Annotated in this window: 23 protein-coding genes; 22 read left to right on the top strand and 1 reads right to left on the bottom strand. The window is 64.4% G+C overall.

What is annotated here, in order from left to right; all coding sequences use genetic code 11:
* The first annotated feature begins 76 nt into the window (after positions 1-76).
* The 10 genes from flgB (at position 77) to fliP (ending at position 6,188) form a co-directional block, all read left to right on the top strand.
* Complete coding sequence (gene flgB, locus P0086_RS00315) at positions 77-457, top strand: flagellar basal body rod protein FlgB (protein WP_112596389.1); 381 nt, start codon at positions 77-79, stop codon at positions 455-457.
* A gap of 2 nt (positions 458-459) precedes the next feature.
* Positions 460-879, top strand: coding sequence for a flagellar basal body rod protein FlgC (flgC, locus tag P0086_RS00310; RefSeq protein ID WP_112596323.1), 420 nt, complete (start codon positions 460-462; stop codon positions 877-879).
* Entirely contained in the window at positions 876-1,220 is a 345-nt protein-coding gene (locus P0086_RS00305) for a flagellar hook-basal body complex protein FliE (protein WP_275782042.1), read from the top strand. The genes flgC and P0086_RS00305 overlap by 4 nt, the downstream gene beginning before the upstream one ends.
* 11 nt (positions 1,221-1,231) lie before the next feature.
* On the top strand, positions 1,232-2,014 hold the full coding sequence (gene flgG, locus P0086_RS00300; protein ID WP_112596326.1) for a flagellar basal-body rod protein FlgG: 783 nt from the start codon (positions 1,232-1,234) through the stop codon (positions 2,012-2,014).
* Positions 2,015-2,118: 104 nt separating this feature from the next.
* Complete coding sequence (gene flgA / locus P0086_RS00295) at positions 2,119-2,553, top strand: flagellar basal body P-ring formation chaperone FlgA (RefSeq protein WP_275782726.1); 435 nt, start codon at positions 2,119-2,121, stop codon at positions 2,551-2,553.
* Positions 2,550-3,665: a flagellar basal body P-ring protein FlgI gene (locus P0086_RS00290; RefSeq protein WP_112596330.1), complete on the top strand. Its 1,116-nt coding sequence runs from the start codon at positions 2,550-2,552 to the stop codon at positions 3,663-3,665. The genes flgA and P0086_RS00290 overlap by 4 nt, the downstream gene beginning before the upstream one ends.
* Positions 3,662-4,204 carry a MotE family protein gene (locus P0086_RS00285; protein ID WP_275782041.1) on the top strand — a complete coding sequence of 181 codons (543 nt, stop codon included), beginning with the start codon at positions 3,662-3,664 and terminating at the stop codon, positions 4,202-4,204. The genes P0086_RS00290 and P0086_RS00285 overlap by 4 nt, the downstream gene beginning before the upstream one ends.
* A complete protein-coding gene (flgH, locus tag P0086_RS00280) occupies positions 4,201-4,911 on the top strand; it encodes a flagellar basal body L-ring protein FlgH (RefSeq protein ID WP_112596333.1) in 711 nt (236 codons plus the stop codon). The genes P0086_RS00285 and flgH overlap by 4 nt, the downstream gene beginning before the upstream one ends.
* 36 nt (positions 4,912-4,947) lie before the next feature.
* Positions 4,948-5,451 (top strand): flagellar basal body-associated FliL family protein, encoded by a 504-nt coding sequence (locus tag P0086_RS00275; RefSeq protein WP_275782040.1) that lies wholly within the window; start codon positions 4,948-4,950, stop codon positions 5,449-5,451.
* Entirely contained in the window at positions 5,448-6,188 is a 741-nt protein-coding gene (gene fliP / locus P0086_RS00270; RefSeq protein WP_112609334.1) for a flagellar type III secretion system pore protein FliP, read from the top strand. The genes P0086_RS00275 and fliP overlap by 4 nt, the downstream gene beginning before the upstream one ends.
* Before the next feature lie 164 nt (positions 6,189-6,352).
* Here fliP and P0086_RS00265 read toward each other — a convergent pair whose 3' ends face one another.
* Positions 6,353-8,260: a glycosyltransferase family 41 protein gene (locus P0086_RS00265; RefSeq protein ID WP_275782039.1), complete on the bottom strand. Its 1,908-nt coding sequence runs from the start codon at positions 8,258-8,260 to the stop codon at positions 6,353-6,355.
* A gap of 410 nt (positions 8,261-8,670) precedes the next feature.
* Between P0086_RS00265 and P0086_RS00260 the strand changes: the two genes are divergently transcribed.
* From P0086_RS00260 to flgK, 12 genes are all read left to right on the top strand, one after another.
* The gene (locus P0086_RS00260) at positions 8,671-9,846 is read left to right on the top strand and encodes a flagellin (protein ID WP_112609338.1); all 1,176 of its coding nucleotides are present in this window, start codon (positions 8,671-8,673) and stop codon (positions 9,844-9,846) included.
* Positions 9,847-10,246: 400 nt separating this feature from the next.
* Positions 10,247-11,422, top strand: coding sequence for a flagellin (locus P0086_RS00255; protein ID WP_112596339.1), 1,176 nt, complete (start codon positions 10,247-10,249; stop codon positions 11,420-11,422).
* A 268-nt stretch (positions 11,423-11,690) separates the two neighbouring features.
* Entirely contained in the window at positions 11,691-12,869 is a 1,179-nt protein-coding gene (locus P0086_RS00250; protein ID WP_112596341.1) for a flagellin, read from the top strand.
* A 366-nt stretch (positions 12,870-13,235) separates the two neighbouring features.
* Positions 13,236-14,222: a flagellin gene (locus P0086_RS00245; RefSeq protein ID WP_112596343.1), complete on the top strand. Its 987-nt coding sequence runs from the start codon at positions 13,236-13,238 to the stop codon at positions 14,220-14,222.
* A gap of 360 nt (positions 14,223-14,582) precedes the next feature.
* Positions 14,583-15,236 carry a hypothetical protein gene (locus tag P0086_RS00240; protein WP_275782038.1) on the top strand — a complete coding sequence of 218 codons (654 nt, stop codon included), beginning with the start codon at positions 14,583-14,585 and terminating at the stop codon, positions 15,234-15,236.
* Positions 15,233-16,402 carry a flagellar motor protein MotB gene (locus P0086_RS00235; protein ID WP_275782037.1) on the top strand — a complete coding sequence of 390 codons (1,170 nt, stop codon included), beginning with the start codon at positions 15,233-15,235 and terminating at the stop codon, positions 16,400-16,402. The genes P0086_RS00240 and P0086_RS00235 overlap by 4 nt, the downstream gene beginning before the upstream one ends.
* A gap of 4 nt (positions 16,403-16,406) precedes the next feature.
* Positions 16,407-17,765 (top strand): chemotaxis protein MotC, encoded by a 1,359-nt coding sequence (motC, locus tag P0086_RS00230; RefSeq protein ID WP_275782036.1) that lies wholly within the window; start codon positions 16,407-16,409, stop codon positions 17,763-17,765.
* Complete coding sequence (locus tag P0086_RS00225) at positions 17,762-19,213, top strand: flagellar hook-length control protein FliK (protein WP_275782035.1); 1,452 nt, start codon at positions 17,762-17,764, stop codon at positions 19,211-19,213. The genes motC and P0086_RS00225 overlap by 4 nt, the downstream gene beginning before the upstream one ends.
* A complete protein-coding gene (locus tag P0086_RS00220) occupies positions 19,176-19,715 on the top strand; it encodes a lytic transglycosylase domain-containing protein (protein WP_112609346.1) in 540 nt (179 codons plus the stop codon). The genes P0086_RS00225 and P0086_RS00220 overlap by 38 nt, the downstream gene beginning before the upstream one ends.
* Positions 19,716-19,984: 269 nt before the next feature.
* Positions 19,985-20,656 (top strand): response regulator transcription factor, encoded by a 672-nt coding sequence (locus P0086_RS00215; protein WP_112596352.1) that lies wholly within the window; start codon positions 19,985-19,987, stop codon positions 20,654-20,656.
* Between the two features lie 125 nt (positions 20,657-20,781).
* Positions 20,782-22,008: a flagellar hook protein FlgE gene (locus tag P0086_RS00210; protein WP_112596354.1), complete on the top strand. Its 1,227-nt coding sequence runs from the start codon at positions 20,782-20,784 to the stop codon at positions 22,006-22,008.
* A gap of 38 nt (positions 22,009-22,046) precedes the next feature.
* A complete protein-coding gene (gene flgK / locus P0086_RS00205) occupies positions 22,047-23,480 on the top strand; it encodes a flagellar hook-associated protein FlgK (RefSeq protein ID WP_148178383.1) in 1,434 nt (477 codons plus the stop codon).
* The last annotated feature ends 1 nt before the right edge of the window (position 23,481 follow it).

Below are 23,481 nucleotides of genomic sequence, written 5' to 3'. Positions count from 1 at the left end.
GCACCGCAGCAAAGCCGGCAAGTCCCACGCAAGATTAGGTCCCTAGGTTCGGGACAACAAAGTGGAGTTCGCCGTCATGCAACCAATCCAATTCTTCGAGCTGGCATCCAAGCAGGCAGAGTGGCTCTCCGTGCGGCAGTCGGTGGTTGCCGGCAACATCGCAAACGCCAATACGCCCGGCTACAAGGCCAAGGACGTGACGCCGTTCCAGTCGGTGCTGGAAAACACCGGTATCCGCATGGCAGCGACCAATCCGATGCACTTCACGGACGGCTCGCTGACCGGCGAGGTCACCGATGTCGAAGCCAACGAGGACGTCGGCGTCCAGATCTCCGGCAACTCGGTCGGGCTCGCCGAAGAACTGATGAAGCAGGGCCAGGTCAAGCGGGAGTACGAGCTCAGCGCCGGCCTGGTCAAAGCGTTTCATCGCATGATGCTGATGACTGTCAGGACTTGAAAATGGATCCGCTTATTGCATCGATGAAGGTTGCGGCCTCCGGCCTGGAGGCGCAGTCCACCCGTATTCGCATCGTCTCGGAGAACCTGGCCAACGCCCGTTCGACCGGCGACGTGCCCGGCGCCGATCCCTATCGGCGCAAGACCATCACCTTCGTCGCCGAGCTCGATCGCAGCGTCGGCGCCTCGCTGGTGGAAGTCGACCGCCTCGCCGAGGACGAAAGCGAGTTCTCCGCCGAGTTCGACCCCGGCAACCCCGCCGCCGACGAGAAGGGCATGGTCAAGATCCCGAACGTCAACGTGCTGGTCGAGATGGCCGACATGCGGGAAGCCAACCGGTCCTATGAGGCCAATCTGCAAAGCATCCGCCAGTCGCGCGACCTCATCAGTGCGACCATCGATCTCCTGAGGGCATCGCAATGATTGAATCGCTGACGAGCGTAAGCACGCTCTCCTCTTCCTCGCCCCTCTCCGGCACCCTGACGGAGAACAGCGTCTCCTCCTCCAGCATCATGCAGCCTTCCGCTGCTGCCAATGCTGTCCAGCCCATGAGCTTCTCCCAGATCCTGGGGGACATGGCGACCGACACCGTCACCAGCCTGCGGGCGAGCGAGACGAAGTCCTTCGAGAGCATCCAGGGCAAGGCGAACACACGCGAAGTGGTTGATGCGGTCATGACCGCCGAGCAGACGCTCCAGACCGCGATCGCGATCCGCGACAAGGTGGTCACCGCCTATCTCGAAGTCGCCCGGATGCAGATCTGAAGGAACGTGCCATGAAAGCTCTTGCCATCGCCGCCACCGGCATGAACGCGCAGCAGACCAATCTCGAGGTCATCGCGAACAACATCGCCAACATCAACACCACCGGCTACAAGCGGGCGCGCGCCGAGTTCTCGGACCTGCTCTACCAGACCGAACGGGCCCAGGGCGTGCCGAACCGCGGCAACCAGGCGATCGTGCCGGAAGGCGCGATCATCGGCCTCGGCGTCAAGACCGCGGCGGTGCGAAACCTGCACCTGCAGGGCCAGCTCACCCAGACCGGCAACGCCTTCGACATGGCCCTGGTCGGTCGCGGCTGGTTCCAGATCGAGGCGCCGGACGGCACGATCCTCTACACCCGCTCCGGCGCGTTCAACACCAACGCCGACGGCCAGCTCGTGACCCTCGACGGCTACTCGGTGACGCCCGGCATCACCGTGCCGCAGGAAGCCACCGAGATCACCGTCAACCGCTCCGGCCAGGTCTTCGCCACCGTCGACGGCGAGCAGCAGGAGCTCGGCCAGCTGACGCTCGCCACCTTCGTCAACGAGGCCGGCCTGGAGCCGCTCGGCGAGAACCTGTTCCGCGAGACGGAGGCCTCCGGCCCCGCGACGGTCGGCGTGCCGGACGAAGCCGGCGTCGGCTACATCCAGCAGAACTACCTGGAAGCCTCGAACGTCGATCCGGTCAAGGAAATCACCGACCTGATCTCGGCCCAGCGCGCCTATGAGATGAACTCCAAGATCATCCAGGCGGCAGACGAGATGGCCCGGGTCGTCAGCCAGAACCTCCGCTAGCCGCGTGAGATGAGGGAGACATGATGTTTCGCCTGCGAAAGAACCCTGAACGACAGCGCGCCGCCGGCCGGGCCGGGGCGCTGCTGGCTCTCGCCGTCGTCGCCATGGCCGCAACGCTGGCCGTGCCGGCCGCCGCGCCGGCGCTGGCAGAGGGACGGTTCGCCGTCATCCCCAAGCGCACCATCTATCCCGGCGAACAGCTCGATGCGAGCGCGCTGGAGGAAGTCGCGGTCACCAATCCGAACATTGCTCCCGGCTATGCGGAGCGGATCGATGCGATCGACGGCAAGGTGACCACGCGGACGCTCGTGGCCGGACGCATCATCCTCGTCTCGTCGCTGCGTGAGCCCTTCGCCGTCTCGCGCGGCAAGACGGTCCGGCTCGTCTTCCGCAACGGTCCGCTGCTGATCACCGCCTCCGGATCGCCGCTGGACGACGCCGCGGTCGGCGATCTCATCAAGGTCCGCAACCTGGATTCCGGCGTGATCGTCTCCGGCACCGTCATGGAGGACCGGACAGTGCATGTGGTGGCAAAATGACGAGAGCGTTTCTCTCCCGCCTCGTGGGCGCCCTGGTGGGCCTCGCGCTTTCCGTTGCGCCGGCGCATTCGGCCGCGCGCATCAAGGATGTGGCGTCGCTGCAGGCGGGGCGCGACAACCAGCTGATCGGCTACGGCCTCGTCGTCGGCCTGCAGGGCACGGGCGACAGCCTGCGTTCCTCGCCGTTCACCGAGCAGGCGCTGCAATCGATGCTGCAGAACCTCGGCATCAATACCGAGGGCGAGCGTTCGCGCGCGCGGAACGTGGCCGCGGTGCTCGTCACGGCGACGCTGCCGCCGTTCGCGAGCCCGGGCAGCCGCATCGACGTGACGGTCGGCTCGCTCGGCGATGCCACCTCGCTGCGCGGCGGCTCGCTCGTCATGACCTCGCTCACCGGCGCCGACGGCCAGATCTACGCCGTGGCGCAGGGCTCCGTCGTGGTCACCGGCTTCAACGCGCAAGGCGAGGCGGCCACCCTTCAGCAGGGCGTGACAACGGCGGGCCGCGTGCCGAACGGGGCGATCATCGAGCGCGAGCTGCCGGCCCGTTTCAAGGATGGCTCCGACCTGGTGTTGCAGCTGCGCAATCCCGACTTCTCCACCGCCGTCGGCATGGCCGACGCGATCAACCGCTATGCCACGACCCGCTACGGCGGCCGCATCGCCGATGCGCGTGATTCGCAGTCGGTCTATGTCCAGAAGCCGAAGCGCGCCGATCTCGCTCGCCTGATGGCGGAGGTCGAGAACCTCGTGATCGAGACCGACGTGCCTGCGCGCGTCGTCATCAACGAGCGCACGGGCACCATCGTCATCGGCCAGGACGTCCGCATCTCGCAGGTGGCCGTGAGCTACGGCACGCTGACGGTGCAGGTCACCGAGATGCCGCAGGTCGTCCAGCCGGCGCCCTTCTCCGACGGCGTCACCGCGGTGGAGCCGAATACCGACATCGTCGCCCAGCAGGACGGCGGCACCGTCGCCATCCTCAACGGCTCGAACCTCAAGACGCTGGTCTCCGGGCTCAACAGCATCGGCGTGAAACCTGACGGGATCATCTCGATCCTGCAGGGGATCAAGTCCGCCGGTGCGCTCCAGGCAGAATTGGTGCTGCAATGACGAACAGGATCGAACAGCCATCCCTGATCCGGAGCCTGCGCAGCCTATTGCTGCCGGCAGCCGGCGTGCTGATGCTCGCCATTCCCGGCGCGCTCGCCGAAGAGCGCCCGGTCATCGTCACCAGCACGGCCACGGCCGACGAGATCCGCGAGTTCTGCACCAACATCTCCGACAAGGCGCGCGACCAGCGATACCTTCTGCAGAAGCAGGAGCTGGAAAAGCTGCAGCAGGACGTGGACAGCCGGATCGCCACCCTCGAGGAGCGCCGCGCCGAATACGAGGACTGGCTGAAGCGCCGCAACGATTTCCTCAAGGTCGCCGAAGCCGGCCTCATCGAGATCTACAAGAAGATGCCGGCGGATGCCGCCGCCGCCCAGCTCGAGAAGATCAATCCCGAGGTCGCCTCCGCGATCGTCATGAAACTCAATCCGCGCATGTCCGGCCTGATCCTCAGCGAGATGGAGGCCGAAAAGGCGGCCTTGCTCGCCAGCATCATCGCTGCGGCATCCGATCCGAATACCTCGAAGGATCCGTCATGAAGAAGCTAGCCCTCGCCATGATGGCAACCTCGCTCCTGTCCGGCTGCGCCAACCAGGCGCTGAGGGAAATCGGCCAGGCGCCGTCCATGAGCCCGATCGGCAGCGGCCTGCAATACGCGCAGACCCCGCAGATGGCGCTGTATCCGAAGCAGGCGCACACCAGGATGGCGGGCTACTCGACCTGGAGCGACAGCCAGTCGAACCTGTTCAAGGATTCCCGCGCGATCAATGTCGGCGACCTCCTGACCGTGACGATCCGCCTGAACGACCAGGCGACCTTCGACAACAAGACCGATCGCAGCCGCGAGAACAAGAGCGGCATGGACTTCTCCATAGACGGCGAGGGCGACAACTTCTCGCTCAGCACCCAAGGCGACCTGACCTACGGCTCGTCCACCAGCACCAAGGGTGACGGCAAGACGGAGCGTTCGGAAAGGCTGAACCTGCTCGTCGCCGCCGTCGTCACCGGCGTCCTGGAAAACGGCAACCTCCTGATCAGCGGCTCGCAGGAAGTGCGTGTGAACCACGAACTGCGCATCCTCAACGTCGCCGGTATCGTCCGGCCGCAGGATGTCGATTCCGACAACCGCATCTCCTACGACAAGATCGCCGAAGCCCGCATCTCCTATGGCGGCCGCGGTCGCCTGACGGAGGTGCAGCAGCCGCCATGGGGCCAGCAGCTCGTCGACCTGTTCTCGCCGATCTGATCGGCCCCACTCAATCCCAACAGACGGAACGCGGACATGGCGAACCAGGACCAGGCCGACGAAGGCAAGAAGAAGCCCTCGCTCGTATTGACCATCGCGATCGTCGCCGGCCTCAGCGTCGCGGCCGGCGGCGGCGGCTGGTTCGTCGGCAACATGCTCGCCCCGCCGCCGGCCGAGCCCGAGACGGCGGTCGCCGAACCCGGGGCGGAAGCGGGTGCGGCCGAGGAGGGCGGGATTCCGCGCCTGGCCACCGAGGCGAACGGAATCGTCGCCCTCGAGCCCTTTACCAGCAATCTCGCCTATCCGGCCGACAACCTCGTCCGCATGGAGATCGCGCTCGCGTTCAAGGGGGTTCCGGACCCCGTCATCGCCGAAGCGATCCACCAGGACATCATGGCCTACATGCGCACGGTGTCGCTGCAGCAGATCCAGGGCCCGCGCGGCTTCCAATATCTCCGGGACGACCTGAAGGAGCGGGTTGACCTGCGGTCCGAAGGACGCGTAACCAACATCATGTTCCGGACCTTTGTGATCGAATGATTCGATTTTTCACGACGACTTTCGTTGCCATGATGGCGATGACCAGCGTGGCGCTTGCCCAGCAGACGCCGGCGCAATTGCTCAACACCCCGATCGACGGATCGGTTGCGTCCTGGATCATCCGCACCTTCGGGCTGCTGACCGTTCTTTCGGTCGCGCCGGGCATCCTGATCATGGTGACGAGCTTCCCGCGCTTCGTCATCGCCTTTGCGATCCTGCGCTCCGGCATGGGGCTCGCCACGACCCCCTCCAACATGATCCTGGTCAGTCTCGCCCTGTTCATGACGTTCTACGTCATGGCGCCGACGTTCGACCGCGCCTGGGAGACCGGCATCCAGCCGCTGATCGCCAACCAGATCGACGAGGCCGAGGCCGCGCGGCGGGTGGCCGAGCCGTTCCGCGAGTTCATGACCGCCAATACCCGCGACGAGGACATGCAGCTGTTCATCACGCTGGCGCAGGAGCGCGGCCAGACCGTGCTGGTCGACGGCAAGGTCGATCTGCGCGCCGTAGTCCCGGCGTTCATGATTTCGGAGATCCGGCGCGGCTTCGAGATCGGCTTCCTCGTCGTGCTGCCCTTCCTCGTCATCGACCTGATCGTCGCGACGATCACCATGGCGATGGGCATGATGATGCTGCCGCCGACGTCGATCTCGCTGCCGTTCAAGATTCTCTTCTTCGTCCTGATCGACGGCTGGAACCTGCTCGTCGGCAGCCTGGTGCGCTCGTTCCAGTAACGTCCCGCTGGCTCCCGCCTTTGCCACACGCTCATCAGCAAAGCCCAGTCGGCACCGCCGGCGGGCAAGCCATCGCACGACGCTTTCATTTTTCTTAATGACGCCTGACTGACGTTGCCGGGCAGCGCCCCGGGAGGGGCGCCGCCTGGAGCTCGGCCGCCTTTCTATTGGAACGGCGTCGTGCGGACCGGCAGGGCGGGCACGTCGAAGTGGTCCGGCTCCAGGCCGGCCTTGGCGCGCTTGAGCATGGTCTCGTAGGCCGCCTCCAGATGCGCGCGGAAGCGCTCGGCGTCGAACAGCGGTGCGATCAGGCGGTTCTGCTCCAGCTTGGCCCTGTAGGCCGCGACCATCTGCGGGTTCTCGTAGCAGGCGACCGCAAGTTCGACGTAGCCGTCCTGGTCTTCCGTTACGAGCTCCGGCAGGCCCATCGCGTGAAGCAGGCTCTCGCTGACGCGCGAGGCGAAGTTGGTGCCCTTGAGGGTGATGACCGGCAAGCCACCCCAGAGCTGTTCCGATGTCGTCGTGTGGCCGTTGACCGGAAAGGTGTCGAGACCGACATTGGCCGTCTGCAGACGGTTGAGGTGTTGCTCGTATTCCACTTTCGGCATGAAGAGAATTCGGTCCGCGGCGATCTTCTCCGTCTTGAACTTCTGCAGAATGTTCTCCCGCGCCCGCTCCGACACGGCCAGCAGCAGCAGGTTGGCGTCTGGCGCGCGCTTGAGGATCCGGGCCCACAGCTCGATCGCCCGCGGGGAGATCTTGCGGTTGTGGTTGAACGAGGCGAACAGGAACCGATCCTCCGGCAGGTTCAGCTCCTTTCGGGAAAGCGGGCGCAGGGGCGGACGGTTGACCGGGTCGTTCGGCTGATAGGTATCCGGCAGCCTGCAGAATTTCTCGTGGTAGAACGGCTTCGAGCTTTCGGGCAGCACAAAGCGGTCGCCGATGACGTAGTCGAGGTCGGTCTTGACCGTGGAGCCGGGAAATCCGAGCCAGGCGACCTGGATCGGCGCTGCCAGGTAGTTCAGGATCCCGGGGCGTCCATCCTTGGTGTGTCCCTTGAGGTCGACGAGGATGTCGATCTTGCTGTTGCGGATCGTCGCTGCCGCTTCGGGGTCGGACATGTCGGCGACGCGTGTGATCTGGCCCCAGCCCGATCGGTCGTGACCGTCCAGGAGGTGCTTCGGCGCGGTGTAACAGAAGAGATGGACATCGAACCGGCTCCGGTCGTGCAGCTCCAGGATGCGGCGCAGGAGCTTCATGGTGGCGTGATCTTCCCAGAAATCGGAGGACAAGTAGCCGATCCGCACCTTTTCCGCCTGATGGACCGGCATCCGGCGCCGCCGTGCTGTCATCTCGGGCGCGACGGTCGGCGTATTGGCCACCGCCATCCTGTTGATCCGCTCGTCGCCGCACCAGAGAAGGTTGAGCCAGGCGGCCTCGGCCTCCATGAAGGCGGTGTCGCCCTTGGCGATCGCCGCCTCGATGATCGGTTGATGCCGTTCGATGATGGCGTAGTCGTTGATCTCGCGGGCGAACGCCAGATAGGCGCTGCGGACGACGTTGTTGCGCGGCGCCCGTTGCAGCGCCTTTTCCGTCGTCAGCAGGTTGTTCTCGTCGTCGGCGCTGTCGGTGAGAAGCTTTGCCGCGAGAACGAGATGCCGCGGGTCGGAACTGTTGATCAGCGGTTTGCGCAGCCCCTCGATGATGTCGCGCTTGCCGCGCTTGAGGAAGATCGATGCCAGCACGTAGGCGACGTCCGGGTCCGCCGGCGCCTTTTCGAGGAGCCGCTTGCCCACCAGCAGCGCCTCGTCGTCGTTGCCGCATTCGAAATGGAGCTTCATGGCTTCGCGTCGGTACTCCGTGGCATGGGCGTCCTCGTGGCGGGCGGCGAGATCGAAGACCGTGGCGGCCTCGGCCTTCATGTCGACCTTGTGCAGGGTCCTGGCGAGGAGCGCATAGGTCCTGCCGTCCGGCTGGATCTCGAGAAGCCTGTTCAGGGTGGCGAGCGCCTGTCCGTACTGCCCCTTCTGGAATTCCCGGGATGCGGTGGCGAATGAAATGTTGATCGACAAGATGGGCGCTCCGTTCGAAAGGCGGTCGGCAGGCGGCGACGCGGAACAGGGTCCCGACGGCACTGTGGTTGCCGCACGCTACCGCGCGAAGCTTGCGTGTATCCGTCCTCGCGCGGGCGCACGCGGGGGCGAGCGAAGGCCGTGGTTAATAGTAGCCGGATTTAGACTTACAAATTTAACCATATAAACTTGCCGGCCGTTAACTATAGATTTTGGGGGTACGGCGAGAAAACCCCGAAATTAATCAACGCGAAAGTTTTGGACGGGATATTCCTTCCCGACACGGCAGGTTTGGTTTCTCAACCCAAATAATGAAACCAAGTGGCATGAAGTCGATCTGTCGTCGCCGGTAGGATTAAGGGAGCCCGGCATGTCCCCACAAAGTATTTCGTTCAAAGGGACAAACGAATATGGCAAGCATTCTCACCAACGCTAGCGCAATGTCTGCTCTCCAGACGCTGCGTAACATCTCCAGCAACCTGGAAACCACGCAGGGTCGCGTCTCCACCGGCCTGCGCGTCGGCACGGCTTCCGACAACGCTGCCTACTGGTCGATCGCAACCACCATGCGTTCGGACAACGGCGCTCTCTCTGCCGTCAGCGAAGCAATGGGCCTCGGCGCCGCCAAGGTCGACACCGCCTATGCCGGTCTCGAATCTTCGATCGACGTCATGCAGGAGATCAAGAACAAGCTGGTGACCGCCCAGGAATCTTCGGCCGACAAGTCCAAGATCCAGGAAGAAATCACCCAGCTGCAGGACCAGCTGAAGTCGATCGCCGACTCCGCTTCCTTCTCCGGTGAAAACTGGCTGAAGGCCGCCGTCAGCTCGGAATCCACGACGGCCGGCAACCTTGCCACGCTCGAGACGGTTACCAAGCAGGTCGTCGGTTCGTTCACCCGCGACTCCAACGGCAACGTCAAGGTTCAGTCCATCGACGTCGACCTCGACTCCACCAACGTCCTGTTCGACACCAGCGGCAACAAGATGGGCATCCTCGACAAGGACGCGCTGCAGGCTGATGTCGCCAAGGTCGGCGACAGCTACTACGCAGCCGTTGACTCCGACGTCGTCGACGACACCTACTCCGAAGGTGCCAACGGCCTGTGGTCGGACGGCACGAACTTCTACGTGAAGGCCGACGAGAACAAGTGGGTTGCCGCTGACTCCACCGGTGCCGTCACCGGTGCGGCGCTGACCACGATCGCTGCTGTCTTCGCCGACGGCACCTCCGTCTCGGAATTCGACATCTCCGACATGGACGCCCTGAAGACCGCTCTCGGCGATGCCACCCTGACGGACGCTGATGCCATCGACCTGATGATCAGCCACGTCGACGCCCAGCTCGAAGCCGCCACCAGCGCAGCTGCCGACATGGGTTCGGTCTCGATGCGCCTCGACCTGCAGGAAGACTTCGTTTCCAAGCTCTCGGACTCGATCGAGCGCGGCGTAGGCCGCCTGGTCGATGCCGACATGAACGAGGAATCGACCCGCCTCAGCGCCCTGCAGACGCAGCAGCAGCTGGCCATCCAGGCTCTGTCGATCGCCAACAGCGACTCGCAGAACATCCTGTCGCTCTTCCGCTAAGCAAGGGTGGCTCCCGGAAACGGGAGCCGCTTCTCTTCTCCGGCGTGACGGTGATTTTCCGCCGTGCCGGCAGTGCAGGAAAAGATGGATCGATGCCGGGGAGGCTGACCCCCGCCAAAGATCGACAAAAGGCCGCATCCGGAAACGGGTGCGGCTTTATCGTTTTCTTAAGCAAGTTCTGACACGTGCACGCGCGCGCAAAGGTTGCAAAAATTTTCGACGAACAACGCATTTCCCGTTGCAGTTAGCCCTTCCTTAACCATCCTGCGATTATCTAGGGCCATCGAAGCGACGGGTTAACCCTAAGGATAATAAAGGGTTAACAAGCATGACGTTGACCGTCGTTCGCCGGTAAAACCGGAATGTCCCTTCCTAGTCAGCCATTAAGGGGCAATCAACTATGACGAGCATTCTTACCAATATCGCAGCCATGTCCGCTCTCCAGACGCTGCGCTCGATCAACTCCAACATGGAAGAAACCCAGTCGCGCGTCTCCTCGGGCCTGCGCGTTGGTGAAGCTGCCGACAACGCAGCCTACTGGTCGATCGCAACGACCATGCGTTCGGACAACGGCGCTCTCTCCGCCGTCCAGGACGCCCTCGGCCTCGGCGCCGCCAAGGTCGACACCGCCTATGCCGGTCTCGAATCCTCGATCGACGTTATCGAAGAGATCAAGAACAAGCTCGTCGCCGCCCGCGAAACCGGCGTCGACCGCAGCAAGATCCAGGAAGAAATCACGCAGCTGCAGGGCCAGCTGAAGTCGATCGCCGACTCGGCATCCTTCTCCGGCGAAAACTGGCTGAAGGCAGCGGTCAGCACCGAAGCCACGACGGCCGGCAACCTGGCCACGCTCGACACCGTGACCAAGCAGATCGTCGGTTCGTTCACCCGCGACAGCGCCGGCAACGTCAAGGTTCAGTCCATCGACGTCGACCTGGACTCCACCAACGTCCTCTTCGACACCAGCGGCAACGACATGGGCATTCTCGACCAGGCGGCCCTGCAGTCCGACGTCGCCAAGGTCGGCACCAGCTACTACGCAGCCGTTGACTCCACCGTCGTTGACGACACCTACGCCGAAGGCGCCAACGGCCTGTGGTCGGACGGCACCAACTTCTACGTCAAGGCCGACGAGAACAAGTGGGTCGCCACCGACTCCACCGGTGCCGTCACCGGCGCAGCGCTCACCACGATCGCCGCTGTCTTCGCAGACGGTACCTCCGTCTACGAACTCGACATCTCCGACATGGATGCGATGAAGACGGCTCTCGGCGACACGACCCTGACCGACGAAGACGTCATCGACCTGCTGATCAGCCACGTCGACCGCCAGCTCGAAGCAGCCACCAGCGCTGCTGCCGACATGGGCTCGGTCTCCATGCGCCTCGACCTGCAGGAAGACTTCGTCTCCAAGCTGACCGACTCGATCGACTCGGGCGTCGGCCGCCTGGTGGATGCCGACATGAACGAGGAATCGACCCGCCTCAGCGCCCTGCAGACGCAGCAGCAGCTCGGCATCCAGGCACTGTCGATCGCCAACTCCGCTTCGGAAAACATCCTGTCGCTCTTCCGTTAATCGCAAACGGTTCGACAAATCGAATATCGGCTGGCCGCGTCCCGAAAGGGGCGCGGCTATTCGTGTTTGAAGGGCAGAAATTTGCTGCCCTCCACCAATATCGGCAAAGCCTGTTTAACTTTCGTTAACCATGTTCGCATTATCTGGTGCCATCGAAACGATGGGTTAACCAAGACGAAGAAGGGGTTAACGGGCATCAGGCCGCACATCGTTCCCGGCAATCCCGGGATGTCCCTTTTCAATTCAGCCACTGAAGGGGCAATTTCCAATGACCAGCATCTTGACGAACAATGCGGCAATGGCCGCGCTCCAGACCCTCCGCTCGCTCGACGCAAGCCTCGAAGAATCGCAGGCCCGCGTCTCCTCCGGCCTCCGCGTCGGCACCGCTTCCGACAACGCTGCCTACTGGTCGATCGCAACGACGATGCGCTCCGACAACGGCGCGCTCTCCGCAGTGCAGGATGCACTCGGTCTCGGTGCCGCCAAGGTCGACACGGCCTACGCCGCCATGGAAAGCGCGGTCGATGTGGTCACCGAAATCAAGAACAAGCTCGTCGCCGCCCGCGAAACCGGCGTCGACCGCAACAAGATCCAGGAAGAAATCCAGCAGCTTCAGGACCAGCTGAAGTCGATCACCGACTCCGCCTCTTTCTCTGGCGAGAACTGGCTGAAGGCAGCCGTGAGCGACGAGAGCGCAACGGCGGGCAACCTGCCGACGCTGGTGACGGTCAGCAAGCAGGTCGTCGGCTCGTTCCTTCGCGACACCGCCGGCAACGTCAAGGTCCAGTCCATCGACGTCGACCTCGACTCCGCCAACGTCCTCTTCGACACCAGCGGCAACGACCAGGGCATTATCGACAAGAACGCCCTGCAGTCCGACGTGGCCCTGGTGGACGGCAGCTACTACGCGGCCGTGGACGCCACCACCGTTGACGACACCTATTCCGAGAATTCGGACGGTCTGTGGACCGACGGCACCAACTTCTACGTCAAGGCCGACGAGAACAAGTGGGTCGCCACCGACTCGACCGGCGCCGTCACCGGTGCAGCGCTGACCACGATCGCCGCTGTCTTCGCCGACGGTACCTCGGTCTACGAACTCGATATCTCCGACATGGACACCGCGCGGACCGCCTTCGGCGACGCCACGCTGACGGACGAGGACATCATCGACCTGCTGATCAGCCATGTCGACACCCAGCTGGAGGCCATCACCAGCGCCACCGCGGCGCTCGGCTCCATCTCCATGCGCATCGGCATGCAGGAGGACTTCATCTCCAAGCTCACCGACTCGATCGACTCGGGCATCGGCCGCCTCGTCGATGCGGACATGAACGAGGAATCGACCCGCCTCAGCGCCTTGCAGACGCAGCAGCAGCTCGGCATCCAGGCGCTCTCGATCGCAAACACCTCGTCCGAAAACATTCTGTCGCTCTTCCGTCAGTAAGCGGCGCCCCCGGCTAGGGGCGGCTTCGTCCCGCGCTGAAGGAGAAAACCCGCGGTTCCGCAAGGAGCCGCGGGTTTTGACGTCGACGTCATCGGCCCGGACGTGCCGAAACCGAAATGCCGGACCGCCCGCCATGGCTTGCGCCAGGCTTGCGCGATTGTCGAATGTTCATACTTTCTCAACGAATGTTACCCCGCATCCGCCGCCGTTAACCATTTGTTAACCATTCGGGCGTTAAGGCTTCGTTAAGAATGATGGACTGCCGCCCAGGGCAAAACGGTTGGTGGCAGCGCGCATGACGCGGATCCGCCTTTGCCGGTGCTCCCACTCCGGCCTGCAATCTCTCTCCGAGACAGGGCATAGACGATGGCCAGCATATTGACCAACGCCGCCGCAATGGCGGCGCTGCAAACCCTTCGTGCAATCGATCGCAATCTCGAAACCACCCAGGCACGCGTTTCTTCCGGTCTCCGGGTGGAAACCGCCGCCGACAACGCCGCCTACTGGTCGATTGCGACCACCATGCGCTCGGACAACCGCGCGCTCTCCACCGTTCAGGACGCGCTCGGCCTCGGCGCCGCCAAGGTCGATACCGCCTATGCGGCGATGGAAAGCGCCATCGAGGTCGTCCAGGAGATCAAGGCCAAGCTCGTCGCCGCCTATGGCGTCGGCACCGACCGCACGAAGATCCAGGAAGAAATCAACCAGCTGCAGGAACAGCTGAAGAGCATTTCCGAATCGGCCTCCTTCTCGGGCGAGAACTGGCTGCAGGAGGACATCAGCGACGGTGCCGTTCCCCCAACGCCGGTGACGGTCACAAAGCAAGTCGTGGCCTCCTTCATCCGCAATGCCTCCGGCACGGTCGGCGTGACGACCGTCGACTATCCGCTCAATGAAGACACCGTCCTGTTCGATACCAGCGGCGGCAATCTCGGCATCCTCGACAAGCTCGCGTCCAACGGCACGACCTCGCTCGGCTTCTCCGTGGTGACGCTCGACATCACCGATCTCGACACCGTCGCCCTCCAGCTCGACATCGCAGACCCGCCCGGGCCGCACGACGATGCCGACGCCCTCGACGCCATGACCCAGTTCGTCGACGGCCAGCTCGAGGCCATGACGAGCGCCGCCTCGAGCCTGGGCTCGATCCAGAGCCGCATCGACATGCAGGAGGATTTCGTCGCGACACTGATCGACACGATCGACACCGGCGTCGGACGACTGGTGGACGCGGACATGAACGAGGAATCGACCAGACTGCAGGCGCTGCAGACCCAGCAGCAGCTCGCCATCCAGTCGCTCTCGATCGCCAATACCAACTCGCAGAACATCCTGCAGCTGTTCCAGCAGTAGGCAGGCAGTTCGGCGCGCTGATCGTCTGGCGGGGACCCGTGCCCCCGGCGATCGCGCGCAAGAAGACCGGGCGCCGAGGTCAACGGCGCTTCGGGATGCTTGGGCCGCGCGATTTGCCCTGGCGCGGCCCAAGACCTTCCCTCCGACCCTTCATCCTCGCACAAGTTTGACCGTTTAGCGTCGCAACCTGCAGTCAGGAAGATTGTGCGCCGCAGCCCTATCCGGCCGGCGCTGGGTCCAAGGAGACATGGCAGCTGTGTGGAAGCGTGGGAATGAAACGGGGCAGGGGGCTTGGACGGGGTGCGGGAAATGCGCCGTCTCGTCCGGGCTGCGGACGGGCTCGTCGGGGGACGGGGCGCGATGAGTCTGCAGCTTGCAAGATACCTGAAGGATTTCAGCGAGCCGCGGCGGCCGCAGTCGCCCTTCCTGCATGACGGTGCATTCGCCAGATCCGCAAGCCTTGCCGAGGAGCCCGCTTTCGACTTGTCCGCATCCGAACCCGAGATCGACGTCGAAGCCGAACGCGAGCAGGCCTTCGCGGCCGGGCGCGCGGAAGCCGAAGCCGAACTTTCGGCCCGCCACCGGGCGGAGATCGAAGGGCTGCGCAGCGCGCATGCCGCGGAAATCGACGCGTTGCGCGATCGCCTGGAGAGGCACGCGCTGTCGGTGATCGCCGAAAGGTTCAGGTCGATGACTGACACGCTCGCCGATCTCGTCGCGAGCCAGGCGGCGAACGTCCTGGCGCCGGTGCTCGACGAGGTGCTCGCAGAGAAGGCGATCGCCGACCTGGCGGCGGCCATTCGCGGGGGCCTTCCGGAAGGGGACGGCGTCGTCGTGACGGTCAAGGGGCCGTCCAACCTTTTTGAACAACTGAAGCTGCAATTCGAGGACGGGGCTCCGGTCTTCCGACACCTGGAGGCGGACGATCTCGATCTCGTGGCGGAGTTCGGGGATGCGGTCCTGGTGACGCGGATGGCGGCCTGGGCTGACACTGTACGCAGGGTGCTGGCATGAGCGAAGGCGACAACCACCACAACGGCAAGAATGAGATCATCATCGTCAAGCGGCATGGTGATCACGAGGGCGATCATCACGCCGCCGCCTGGAAGATCGCCTATGCGGACTTCATGACCGCGATGATGGCGTTCTTCCTCGTCATGTGGCTGATCAATGCGGCGAACGAGGAGACCAAGGCGTCCGTCGCGTCCTACTTCAACCCCATCAAGCTGACCGACGACAAGCCGGCCGACAAATCCCTCAAGAAGCCCGGAAAGCAGGCGGAGGGCGAGGATGCGCAGGACAAGTCCAACAACGATGGCGAGAAACAGTCGCAATCGCAGGGCGCCGAGCAGGGCAAGCAGCAGAGCACGACCGCGGGCGAAGAAAGCCAGTATTCGCAGGCCGACTTCTTCCAGAACCCGTATTCCGTCCTCTCCGAGATCGCCCAGGAAGTCGGGCAGCAGGCCAATGTCAGCGCCAAGGGCGATGGCGGCGCCGCCGATGCCGGGCCTGCAACCGGCGCTGCCGGCGGCGAGGCCTACCGCGATCCCTTCGACCCGGATTTCTGGACGCAGCAGGTGGAGATCAGCCAGGCGACCAGCGCCGGCAGCGAGAACGTCTCCAAGCCGGCGCAGCCCCAAACGGCCGACGCCGCCGGAAAGACGGAGGAAGAGGCCGGCAAGGACGCCGCTGGCAAGGACGCGGCCGATGCCGCTAAGCAGGAAGCCGACGCCAAGGAACTGCAGCAGGAGATCGTCAAGAACATCGGCGCGCTCGGCAAGCTCGCCGAGGGCCTGACGGTCACGCCGTCGGAAGGCGGCCTCCTCGTCAGCCTGATGGACCAGTCGGATTCGGCGATGTTCAACGTCGGCTCGGCACTGCCGAACAAGGAGATGGTGATAGCGATGGAGAAGATCGGCAAGATCCTCTCCGAGCGCAAGGGTGCGATCGCGATCCGCGGTCATACCGACGCGCGCCCGTTCCGCGGCAACGGCGACAACTGGCAGCTCTCCTCGGCGCGCGCCCAGAGCGCCTACTACATGCTGGTCCGCGGCGGGCTCGACGAGAAGCGCGTCAGCCAGGTCAGCGGCTTTGCCGACCGGCGGCCGAAGGTGCCGGAAGATCCGATGGCGGACGCCAATCGCCGCATCGAGATCCTCATTCAGGCAAACGAGGGGTAGCGTCATGCGGCCAGCCAGGGGGCTTGCGACATTCGGACTGGTGCTGGCTGCGGGCCTCGGGCTCGCAGCGTCGGCGTATGGCCAGGACCTGGAGGATCTCGCGCCCTACAAGATGATCCGCTCGCTGCAATACGTCCAGGACACCGTGGTGATGGGCGATCACTCCGCCATGGAGATGCAGCGCTTCCTGCTGTCGACCATCGACGAGCGCCTGCGCACGGCCGATCCCTCGATCTTCGCCGACCCGCGCAACGTCGATGCCGCGCTGGTCTATGCCATGAGCGGCGGCAATCCTGAGACGCTCGAACTCCTGGCGAAGAAGGACGTGTCCGGGCATTTCGACCAGCGCATCACCGAAGCGGTGCGCAACTACGTCAGCGGTCGCGGCGCGGCCAGCACGCGGACGGTCGCCGAGATTTTCCCCGAATACAAGAACCTCGAGATCGCGCCCTACCTGGCGCTCGTCTCGGCGAACTCGGTCCTGCGCAAGGATCCCAATCTGGCGCTCACCTATTTCGACTGGGCGCGCCTGATCGCGCCCGGCACGATCGTCGAGGAGGCCGCGCTGCGCCGATCGATCTACGTGGCCGAACAGAACGGCATGGTCGAGAAAGGCGTCGCCTATGCCAGCCGGTACGCCCGCAGATTCCTGCACTCGCCCTATGCGAGCCAGTTCGCCGATCTCTTCGTCAGGCTCGCCGTCTCGAATTTCGAGAAGATCGGCGAGGAGACGATCCAGGAGATCCTGTCCTTCATGGACGAACCGCGCCAGCGGGAGGTCTATCTGCGGATGGCGCGTCTTTCGGCGATCTCCGGAAAGAGCAGGCTGGCCGCCGTAGCCGCCGAACGGGCGCACGCGCTGACCGGTGACGGTGAGGAGGGGCCGCGGACGCTGGCCGACCTCTATTCCGGCCTCGCCTCGATTTCGTCCGCCGACGTCACCCAGGCGGTGGAACGGCTGTCGGCCATCCCCGATGAGGAACTGTCGGCCAAGGACCGCGCCCTGAAGGAGGCCGCGCGCCGCATCGCTGAGGAAGTCCTGCGGCCGCCGGAACTTGCCGTCGACGCGCCGGCGACCGATGCGCCGGCGGCACCGGCTATCGACGCGCCGGCGGCGACCGCCCAGGCCGCTCCGGCTCCGGCAGGAAATGTAAGTGAAGACGAACGCATGAGCCCGACCGCCGTTGCGGCCGAACCGGCCGTGCAGGAACCGGCGGCAGAAGCTTCGGCCGCGCCGGCACCGGAAGAAACAGCCAATGGGGAGCCGCAGCAGGCGGTCGATCCCGCTTTCGAAGGCTTCGTCGCGACGGGCCGATCGAAACTCGACGAGATCGACAAACTCCTGGAGGGAGAGGGAAGTTGACCAGCATCGACACGAGCACAGTGGGCCAGGTTGAGGTGCGGACGAGCCGTGGCGCGGGCAAGGCGAAGTCGGACGGCGAGGCCAGGGGGCAGTTTTCCGAGACCTTCGACAGCGTCGCGACGCGAGGCCGCGACCAGGCGTCGCCGGGTCGAAAGAGCCTTGCGGATGCGGGCATCGAGCAGGAACACACGGCGGCACACTCCCTGAAGGGGCAGGCGGCAGACGGCGAGGGCGACGGAGCGACCACCGTGTCCCTGTTGCAGCGGATCCCGGCCGAACTGCTGGACCGGACGCGTGCGCCGTCGACCGAGGTGGATCCCGAAGCGGCCGCGCCCGGCAATGGGACGGTCCCCGCCGAAGCGGGCCAGCTCCCGGCCGCTCCGGATGTGATAGCCGCGCCCGCCGACGGCGACGTGGACGGGGCAGGGTCTGTCGACGGTTCCGACGGCGATGAAGGTGACGATGGCGATGCCGGCGACGGGCTGGACAGCCTGATCTCGCTGCTGACCGGCGAGCCGGCGAGCCAGCCCGCCACCGCAGCGCCGCCCGAGGTGGTGGCAGCCGCGGGGGGCCAGGCACAGGCAGGCCAGGGCGACAGGACGGGGCAGGTGGCCGGCGGCGGCGATGCCGCCGAGGCCGTGCCCGGCATGCCCGGCGGCCGGGCCGGTGCGGCAGCAGCACTCCCTGCAGGCGTGTCGCAGGACGGCACCGAGGCCGGGGCGTCGGCAGCCGATACCGCCGGCGACGATGCCGACCAGATCTTCCGGCTGGTGCGTTCCGACGGCAAGGCGACGCCCGTGGACATCACAGTCGGCGGCAAGGGCGAGGGTACGACGACCTCCGACCAGGTCAGGCTTCCGGGCGTCGAAACCGTTGCGGTGTTGGATTCTCGCCGCTATCTGGGTCTGGCCCAGCAGGGCAACATCACCGCGGTGACGGCCGCCATCGCGCAGGATCCCGCCTGGGCGGCCGCATTGGCCGAGCAGACCGACAGCGCGCCGGATGTGACCGGCAAGGTCGTCAACACGCTCAAGATCCAGCTTCAGCCGATCGACCTCGGCACGGTCACGGCCTCGCTGAGGCTGCAGGGCGAAACGCTGGTCGTCGACCTGAAGGTCGAGACGGGCAAGGCCTTCCGCCACCTCAGCGACGACCAGGACGCGATCGTCAAGGCGTTGCGTGGCCACGGATTCAGCATCGACCAGGTCAACGTCCAGATGGCGCCGTCGTCGGACCGTGGCGGCAGCGCCACCGGGCAGGGGGATTCGCAGGCGCAGTTCGCCGGCCAGCAGCAGGCGCGCGAGGGCGGCAGTGGACGGCAGCAGGGCGGCGAGCCCCGCCAGGCCGCCCAGACAGCATTCAACGAAGGACCGGCGCATGAATTCGGCCAGGTGGATAGCCTCACTAGCAATGACCAGCGCCGTCCTTCTGGCGGGGTCTTCCTCTGAGGCCACGGCGTCGACGGGCAGTTGCGAGCGCGAGATCCTCTCGGCTGCCTCGAAGTATGGCATCCCCGCGGGCATCCTCTATTCGGTCGGGCTCGCCGAGACCGGCCGCAAGGGGTCGCTCCAGCCCTATGCGCTGAACATCGAGGGCAAGGCCTATTTCGCCTCCAGCGAACGCGAGGCGCTGCAGTGGTTCCAGAAGGCCCGGGCCGGCGGCGCGAAGCTGATCGACCTCGGCTGCATGCAGATCAATCATCACTTCCACGGGTCGGAATTCTCCTCGCCGGCGGAGATGCTGAACCCGCGTCGCAACGTCGAATACGCCGCGCGCTTCCTGTCGGAGCTGCACGCGCGGCATGAGACCTGGACGATGGCAGTTGCCCGCTATCATGCCGGTCCGAACAACGATCCGGCGCAGAAGCGCTATGTCTGCCGCGTGATCGCGAACCTGGTCGCGACGGGCTATGGCAGCTGGACCGCGAACGCCCGCTCGTTCTGCCGCTGATTCAATCGAAAATTGAAAATGGCGCCTCCGCCCAAATGTGGCGGCAATTGGCGCACTTTAAGGCTGGCAAGGATTGAATCCGGTCGGCATTAACTTTTCCACTGAGAAATAGTCGTATATTTGGCGCGACCTACTAGATGTAGATCAAATCGCCCCGCAATGGTTAATCAATTATTAAAAAAATCAGATGATTTTATCTAATTGCCGCTGAATCCCTCGATTCGTACCACTCTCTTAACGAGGCACCACACTGATTCGGAGGCGGACGAATGATCGTAGTGGTTGATGAGCGCGAGCTCGTTAAGGACGGTTACACTTCACTATTTGGTCGCGAGGGCGTGCCCTCGACGGGCTTTGATCCGAAGGAATTCGGAGAATGGGTCAACTCGGCCGCAGACAGCGATCTGGATGCCGTCGAGGCGTTTTTGATCGGCCAGGGCCAGCAGACGATGGAACTGCCGCGGGCGATCCGGGATCGCTCGCAGGCGCCGGTGATCGCCGTCAGCGACACCCCCTCGCTCGAGACGACGCTGGCCTTCTTTGACTGCGGCGTCGACGATGTCGTCCGCAAGCCGGTGCACCCGCGCGAGATCCTGGCCCGCGCGGCGGCGATCCGCCGGCGGCTGAAGGCGCTCGCCAACTTCACCGACATCGGACCGATCCGGGTCTTCTCCGACGGTCGCGACCCGGAGATCGAAGGCACGGTGTTTCCCCTGCCGCGGCGCGAGCGCCGCATTCTCGAATACTTGGTCGCAAACCGCGGCCGTCGCCTGTCGAAGACGCAGATCTTCAACGCGATCTACGGGATCTTCGACGAGGACGTCGAGGAGAACGTGGTCGAGAGCCACATCAGCAAGCTGCGCAAGAAGCTTCGCAAGAAGCTCGGCTTCGATCCGATCGATTCGAAGCGCTTCCTCGGCTACTGCATCGACTGGAACTGACGCGAGGGCGGGCCGCACGCGCGGCCCCCTCGAAACGCGGCGGTGGCGCAAGGCCACTGGCATACAGCCTCACGCAAGGCACACCTCATACTCTCGTCCCATATTTGAATAGCGAGGAATCAAGCATGAGCCTCTACGGAACCATGAGAACCGGCGTATCCGGCATGAATGCCCAGTCCAACCGGCTGAGCGCGGTCGCAGACAACATCGCCAACGCCAACACCACGGGCTACAAGAAGGCCTCGACCCAGTTCTCCTCGTTGATCCTGCCCTCCACCGGCGGAGCCTACAACTCCGGCGGCGTCACCACCGACGTCCGCTACTCGATCTCCTCGCAGGGCACGTTCACCTACACGACCTCGGCGACGGACCTGGCCATCAACGGCAACGGCTTCTTCATCGTCTCCGGCGCCGACGGCGTCGAGTACCTGACCCGCGCCGGCGCGTTCACGCCGATGTCGGACGGCACGCTTCGCAACACGGCCGGCTACAAGCTGATGGGCTACGAGTATTCCTCGACGGCCGATCCGACGATCGTCATCAACGGCTACGACGGTCTCTCCGAGATCAACCTCTCCGACGGCTCGCTCACGGCAACGCCGTCGACGGCCGGCGAGCTCGCGGTGAACCTGCCCTCCAACGAGGCGCACCCCTACAGCAAGACGACCTCGCTGGTCGCCTATGACAGCCTGGGCAACACCCGCAAGCTGGACTTCACCTATTCCACGACCGCCACGGCCGGCGAGTGGGGCCTGACGGTGACCTACACCGATCCGGACACCGGCACGGTCACGACGCTCGCCACCGAGACCCTCGAATTCGACAACACCGGCGCTCTGATCACTCCCGCTACCGGCATGATCTCCACCGCCGGCATGACGTTCGGCGTCGGCCCGGGTGCACCGGTCCTCAACGCGCTCGACATCAACCTGACCGGAACGACGCAGCTGAACAAGGAGTTCGGCGCCGACGGCGACATCAACGGCAGCGGCCCCAGCGAAGTGACCGGCTACGAGATCAGCGACGACGGCATCCTGTCGGTGAAGTACGACAACGGCGACCTGGTCCCCAAGTTCCGCATCGCCATGGCCAGCGTCCAGAGCCCGGACATGCTGACGCCGCTCGCGGGCAACATCTACACGCAGAGCAACGAATCGGGCGTCGTCGTCATGGGTTATGCCGGCAACAGCGGCTACGGCACGATCCTCTCGGGCGCGCTGGAGGATTCCAACGTCGACATCGCCGAGGAACTCACCAGCATGATCGAGTCCCAGCGCAACTACACGGCCAACTCGAAGGTCTTCCAGACCGGCTCCGAACTGATGGACGTTCTCGTCAACCTCGTACGCTGACGGAAACGACAACTTCAATGAAACGGTAGGTTGATACGATGTCGCTCTCAACGGCATTAAAGATTGCACAGTCAAGCTTTTCGAACACGGCGCTGCAGACGGCGGTCGCGTCGAACAACATCGCCAATGCGAGCAACACCGCATACAACCGCCGTGCCGCCGTTCTGGCTTCCGCGGCAAGCGGGGCCACGGTCGTCGAGACCTATCGCGCCCAGAACGACGCCTTGCAGAAGCAGAACCTGCTCAGCATCTCCAAGTCCGCTGCGCAGGACACCACGCTCGCCGGCCTGGAGCGCATCAGAAGCACTCTGGGCGGCGACGACTACGAGCTCTCCGTCGCGAACTACCTTGCGACGCTGCGCGACAACCTCCAGACCTTCGCCGACCGGCCGAGCGAGCAATCGCTCGCTGAGACGGTGGTCGCCAATGCCGTCGATGTCGCCAATGCGCTGAACTCATCGTCGGCCGAGATCCAGCAGCTTCGCACCGAGGCGGACGCCGACATCGCCCTTGCGGTCGAGGAACTCAACGGGCTGCTGCAGGATTTCAAGACCTACAACGACCAGGTCAAGGCGGGAACGGCGGCCGGCACCGACGTCAACGACGCCCTCGACCAGCGCGACAAGCTCCTGAGCCAGATCTCGGAGATCATCGGCCTCACGACGGTGACGCGCACGAACAACGACATGGTGCTCTATACGAGCGATGGTACGGTGCTGTTCGAGACCTTGCCGCGCGAGGTGACCTTCGCACCCACCACGACCTACACCGCCGACATCGTCGGAAACCAGATCTACATCGACGGCGTTGCGGTCGATGCGGGTGTGGGCGGCAACACCAGTGCCCAGGGGACCATCCCGGCGCTGCTGCAGCTGCGCGACGACATCGCGCCCACCTACCAGACCCAGCTCGACGAGATGGCGCGCGCCGTCATCACGATGTTCCAGGACAACAACCTGCCCGGGCTCTTCACCTGGATGGACGGTCCGGTCGAATCGACCGTGGTGCCTGCGACGCTGACCGACGGCCTTGCCGCCAACATCATCGTCAATCCGGACCTGATCACGGCGGCGGGCGGCAACCCGATGCTGCTTCGCGACGGTGTCAACCTGAACCAGAACACCAACAACGACGCGAGCTATTCGACGCTGCTGGACAGCTATGCCGCGGCGTTTGCGACGGACATGACCTTCGATGTCGCGACCGACATCGACACCAATACCAGTATCCTGGATTTCTCGACGAATTCCATCGGTTGGGTCGAGCAGTTGCGCAGCGCCGCGGTGACGGCGAGCGACGACAAGGCGGCCCTTCTCTCCCGCACGCAGTCGTCGCTTCAGAACGTCACCGCCGTCAGCCTCGACGAGGAGCTTTCGCTGCTCCTCGACCTCGAGCAGTCCTACAAGGCATCGGCCAAGCTGGTGTCGACGGTCGACGAGATGATGAGCGCTCTCCTCCAGGCAGCAGGTTAAG

Source organism: Mycoplana sp. MJR14, assembly GCF_029210525.1.
Taxonomy (GTDB): domain Bacteria; phylum Pseudomonadota; class Alphaproteobacteria; order Rhizobiales; family Rhizobiaceae; genus Mycoplana.
The sequence above is the reverse complement of the archived record's forward strand: the minus strand, read 5'-3'. Positions and strand labels throughout refer to the sequence as shown.